This window comes from Micromonospora sp. S4605, from assembly GCF_003176715.1.
Lineage (GTDB): Bacteria > Actinomycetota > Actinomycetes > Mycobacteriales > Micromonosporaceae > Micromonospora > Micromonospora echinaurantiaca.
In genome coordinates this window covers 1-4,908 of the sequence record NZ_QGSW01000283.1, presented here as the reverse complement: position 1 = coordinate 4,908, position 4,908 = coordinate 1, and the positions used below count along the sequence as shown (strand labels likewise).

Genomic DNA, 4,908 nt, shown 5'->3' with positions numbered 1-4,908 from the left:
GCGCATCCGATGGCGTACGCCCCGCAGCCGGCCCCCCGCCGGTCCCGACCCGGCATGGTGTTCGTCGCCATCCTCCTGGCCGTACTGGTACTGATCTGCTCCGGCGTGATTTCCTACAGTCTGCGGAAGGGCACGCAGTCGGGCGCGCTCGCCCCGCAGACGGTGACGTCCGGTGCGCTGCGGCATGACGGACGCGACGATCCGGCCGAATGGTCGTACCGTCGACAGGTACGGCCCGGGCTGGGCAGCGGCGAGACGACGACGAGCGAAGGACGACAGACGCGATGACAGCGCAGGCCCGCCTGCTCGGTGGCAGGTACCAGGTCGGCGAGCTGCTCGGCTACGGCGGCATGGCCGAGGTGCACCGCGGTCGCGACCTCCGGCTCGGGCGGGATGTCGCGATCAAGATGCTTCGGGCGGATCTGGCCCGGGACGCGACCTTCCAGATGCGGTTCCGCCGTGAGGCGCAGAACGCCGCGTCGCTCAACCACCCGGCGATCGTGGCGGTCTACGACACCGGCGAGGAGACCGCGCCGACCGGCGAGACGCTGCCGTTCATCGTGATGGAGTTCGTCAACGGGCGGACCCTCAAGGAGGTGCTCGGCGCCGAGGGGCGGCTCCAGCCGCGCCGGGCGCTGGAGATCTGCGCCGACATGTGCGCGGCCCTGGAGTTCAGCCACCGACACGGCATCATCCACCGGGACATCAAGCCCGGCAACGTGATGCTCACCCAGACCGGCCAGGTCAAGGTGATGGACTTCGGCATCGCCCGGGCGCTGGCCAGCGGCGCCACCACCATGACGCAGACCAGCGCGGTGATCGGCACCGCCCAGTACCTCTCCCCGGAGCAGGCCCGGGGCGAGGCGGTCGACGCCCGCTCCGACGTCTACGCGGCCGGCTGCGTGCTCTTCGAGCTGCTCTGCGGCCACCCGCCGTTCGTCGGGGACAGCCCGGTCAGCGTCGCCTACCAGCACGTCCGGGAGGCGCCGCCGACGCCGAGCGACATCAACCCGGACGTCAACCCGGCGGTCGACGCGATCGTGCTCAAGGCGCTGTCGAAGAACCCGCTCAACCGCTACCAGAGTGCCGGCGAGATGCGCGCCGACCTGCTCCGCGCGGCCGCCGGCCGGCCGGTCCTGGCCACCCCGGTGATGCGCGAGGACGAGACCATGCCGATGGCGCCGGCCGCCGGCGCGGCCGGCTACCCGCCGGCCCCCGGCGCGCCGCAGACCCGGCAGATTCCGGCCCGGGTCGGCGACCCGCGTCAGCGCAAGGCGTCGTCCTGGCTGATCGCCACCTTCTCCGCGGTCGGCGTGCTCGCGGTGATCGCCCTGGTCGCCGCGCTGCTCTGGAACCAGCAGGCGGAGAAGCAGGTCACCGTGCCCACGGTGACCGGTCTGACCCAGGACCAGGCGTTCGCCCAGATCCAGCAGGCCGGCCTGGTCCCCCAGGCCGGCGACCAGATCTTCAACGCCACCTGCCAGAAGGGCAGGGTCGCCCAGCAGAACCCGCTTCCGAACGCCCGGCTCGAGGCGAACCAGGTGGTCACGGTCCAGGTCTGCGGTGGCCCGGCGACGAAGGCCGTCCCGGCCGGGCTCGAGGGGTCGACGTACGAGAGCGCGAAGAAGCGGCTGGAGAGCGAAGGCTTCGTCGTCGACCGGGACGAGGCAGACAGCCCGGAGCGGAAGGACACCGTGCTCAAGGTGTCGCCGGCCGAGGGTACGGCGGTCGCGGAGGGCGCGACGGTCACGCTCACCGTCTCCAAGGGCAACGTCGCTCAGGTGCCGAACGTCCTCAACGCCACCGAGGAGGACGCCCGGGAGGAACTGGAGGACGCCGGCTACCGGGTGAACGTGGAGCAGGGCGACGAGGTACCGGCGGACCGCGCGGGTCGGGTGCAGTCGCAGAACCCGAAGGCCGGTGCACCCCTCGCGAAGGGCAAGACGGTGACCATCGTGGTCAGCGTGCCGGAGGTGGTCGACCCGACGCCGACCGGCACGGCGACCCCGACGCCGACGAACACGCCCGACGGCGGTGGCGGCGGCTTCCCGCTGTTCCCGACCGCCCCGACGACCCCGCCGGCCCGCCTCTCCAACGACTGATGCGGCGTCCACCTCGACTGGCGAGGGCGCACCGGTGAGGTTACGGCTGCTCATCGGACGCAGGTGGGGAGAGCAGTGACCGGCCGTCCGGGCTGGGCGCTCCGGTGGCGGCGGCAGCTGGTACGCGGGGTCGTGCTGGGTCTGGCCGCGCTGCTGCTGATCAGTGTTCCGTGGCTGTGGACGACGATCGGCGCGTACGGGCACCTGTACGACGAGGCGGAGGCGCCCACCGCCGACGTCGTGATCGTCCTGGGCACCGCGGTGGCGGCGGACGGGCGGCAACCGGGGGACCGGCTCGCCGGCCGCCTTGAGACGGCTGCTGAGCTGGTGCACAGCGAGCGCGCCCGGGTGGTGTTGGTCTCCGGCGACGGCGGTGGGACGTCCGGTGACGAGCCGGCGGTGATGACCTCGTACCTGACCGAGCGGCTCGGTGTCGATCCGGGCCGCGTCGTGGCCGACCCGTTCGGTCTGGACACGTACGACAGCTGCGCGCGAGCGCGCGAGGTGTACGGCGTCGAGCGGGCCCTGATCGTGACCCAGTCCTACCACCTGTCACGAGCGGTGACGCTGTGCCGACACCTCGGCCTCGATGTCGACGGAGTGGCCGCCCGTTGCTCCGGCTGCGGGTCCGCCGTGCTCGTCGGGAAAGCGGTCCGGGACTACTTCGCCAGTGGCAAGGCGGCGTGGGACGCGTTCCGACGTAGGCCGCCGGCGGTCCACTCGCCCGCGAACCCGGGCATCCGGGACGCGCTGAAGGGCTGACCGCCGACGGGATCAGGTGGTGGCGAAGGCGGCGCGGCGGCGCGCGTCCACCTCGGCGGCCAGTTCCGGGGCGCGTTCCAGCGCCTCCGGGTGACCGCAGCCGGCCAGCCAGTTCGCCAGCATCAGGTGGCCGCCCTCGGTGAGCACCGACTCGGGGTGGAACTGGACGCCCTCGATCGGCAGTGTGCGGTGGCGCATCGCCATCACCACGCCGGAGCCGGTCCAGCCGGTGACCTCCAGCTCGCTCGGCAGCGTCTCGGGCAGCACCGCCAGCGAGTGGTAGCGGGTCGCGGTGAACGGGTCGGGCAGGCCGGCGAGCACCCCGACCCCGTCGTGCCGCACCTCGGAGGTCTTGCCGTGCAGCAGCTCGGGGGCGCGGGCCACGGTGGCGCCGAACGCCTCGCCGATCGCCTGGTGGCCGAGGCAGACCCCGAAGATGGGCAGCTGGCCGGCGTAGGCGCGGATGACGTCGAGGCAGACGCCGGCCCGGTCGGGGCTGCCCGGCCCGGGCGAGAGCAGGACGCCGGCCGCGCCGACCCGCCCCACCTCGGCCACGTCGATCTCGTCGTTGCGGCGTACCTCGCACTCCACGCCGAGCTGGCCCAGGTACTGCACCAGGTTGAAGACGAACGAGTCGTAGTTGTCGATCACCAGGACACGCATCGACTCACCTGTCCGGAGAGGGGGGCGGGGTGTTGTTCCGCTCGGTGTCGTACGGCAGGTCGTGCTCGTCACCCGGGGGCGCGTCCCCCGGCACCACGTCGCCACCCGGGTCACCGGGTACACCGGAGTCCTGGGTGACCTGCACGTCGTCGAAGGGCAGCAGGGGCTCGGCCCAGGGGAAGACCACGTACCAGAGCAGGGCCACCATCGCGGCGGCGATCAGCACGCTGCCGGCGAGTTTGCCGGGCAGCCCGAACGGGAGCTTCCGCCAGATCCAGGCGTACACGGTCAGCCTCCCAGCTCCGCCGGGCGACCCGCCGACTTCGGCTGGGAACGGTCCAGCTCGGCGTGAATGATCAGGCGTTGGTAGTTGTCGAACTTCGGGTTGCAGGTGGTCAGCGTGAGCATCCGCTGGGTCGGCTTCTGGCCCGGCTTGCCCGGCACCGGCGCCACCACCTCGACCTGGGTCGGCTTCACGATGTGGTTGCGGGTCACCTTGTAGACGTACCAGGTGTTCTTGTCCTCGACCACGATGGCGTCGCCGTCGTGCAGCTCGTCCAGCCGCCAGAAGGTGGCCCGGTTGCGGTGCCCGGCCACCGAGAAGTTGCCCACCTGGCCGGGCATGGCGCTGGTCGGGTAGTGGCCCGGCGCGTACCGGATGTCCTTCTGGGTGACGCCCTCGACCACCACCCAGTTCTTGTCCAGCTTCGGGATGTAGAGGCCGGCGATCGGCTTGCCCTGCACCGGCGGCTTGGGCTTGGCGGTCGGGCTGGCGCTGGCCGACGGCGCCACGGTCGGGTCGCCGTCCGGCCCCCACGCCTGCGCCAACTGCTGGCTGAGGTCGTTCTGGTGGGCGTCCACGATCGCCGACTTGCCCCACACCTCGTAGCCGGCGAAGAGGAGCACCACCAGCCCGAACGTGATCAGCACCTCGCCGGTGACCCGGATGCCGGCGCGCAGCCGGGAGGCGAGCGACGGACGGGTCAGCTCCGAGTAGACGCTCCGGTAGCCCTCGCCGGTCTGCTCCGGCCGGAGCTGGACCACCCGCTCACCGCGGCGCGGGCGGGGCGGCTCGTCCACGTTCTCCGAGTCGCCGGTCGGGTCGGTGGGTGGACGCGGGACGGCGCCCATCAGCGCGGTCGAGTCGAGGGCCGGCGGGCCGCCCGGCGTACGGCCGGTGACGGCCGGGATCAGCGCGGTGGCCGCGGGGTCGGCGGCGCGGTCGGGGCTGGCCGGGGAGACCGGGGTGGCCGGTCCGGCACCCGCCGCGGCGGGCCGGGCGACCTGCGGAAGGAACGCGGTCGGCGCGTCCGTGCTGGGCGCGGGTCGGCCGGTCGGGGTCTCGGCGTGGTCGGTGAGCCGGTTCGCGGCCGGGCCGGAC

General features: G+C 72.8%; 5 protein-coding genes and 1 pseudogene. 3 read left to right on the top strand and 3 right to left on the bottom strand.

Annotated elements, in window-relative coordinates; genetic code table 11:
• The 3 genes and pseudogenes from DLJ47_RS25435 to DLJ47_RS25425 form a co-directional block, all read left to right on the top strand.
• Window positions 1-288, top strand: a pseudogene (locus DLJ47_RS25435) (serine/threonine protein kinase); the annotation flags it as partial.
• Window positions 285-2,102 carry a Stk1 family PASTA domain-containing Ser/Thr kinase gene (pknB, locus tag DLJ47_RS25430; RefSeq protein ID WP_109903502.1) on the top strand — a complete coding sequence of 606 codons (1,818 nt, stop codon included), beginning with the start codon at window positions 285-287 and terminating at the stop codon, window positions 2,100-2,102. The pseudogene DLJ47_RS25435 and the gene pknB, both read left to right, overlap by 4 nt.
• 75 nt (window positions 2,103-2,177) lie before the next feature.
• Window positions 2,178-2,864 (top strand): SanA/YdcF family protein, encoded by a 687-nt coding sequence (locus DLJ47_RS25425; RefSeq protein ID WP_233258020.1) that lies wholly within the window; start codon window positions 2,178-2,180, stop codon window positions 2,862-2,864.
• 12 nt (window positions 2,865-2,876) lie between these two features.
• Here the strand turns inward: DLJ47_RS25425 and DLJ47_RS25420 are convergent, their stop codons facing one another.
• From DLJ47_RS25420 to DLJ47_RS25410, 3 genes are all read right to left on the bottom strand, one after another.
• Window positions 2,877-3,527 (bottom strand): aminodeoxychorismate/anthranilate synthase component II, encoded by a 651-nt coding sequence (locus DLJ47_RS25420; protein ID WP_109903498.1) that lies wholly within the window; start codon window positions 3,525-3,527, stop codon window positions 2,877-2,879.
• Window positions 3,528-3,531: 4 nt separating this feature from the next.
• Window positions 3,532-3,813 carry a hypothetical protein gene (locus DLJ47_RS25415; RefSeq protein ID WP_109903496.1) on the bottom strand — a complete coding sequence of 94 codons (282 nt, stop codon included), beginning with the start codon at window positions 3,811-3,813 and terminating at the stop codon, window positions 3,532-3,534.
• 2 nt (window positions 3,814-3,815) lie between these two features.
• Window positions 3,816-4,908, bottom strand: a 1,093-nt coding sequence (locus DLJ47_RS25410) for a class E sortase (protein ID WP_233258019.1), incomplete at its 5' end; no start/stop codon positions are given.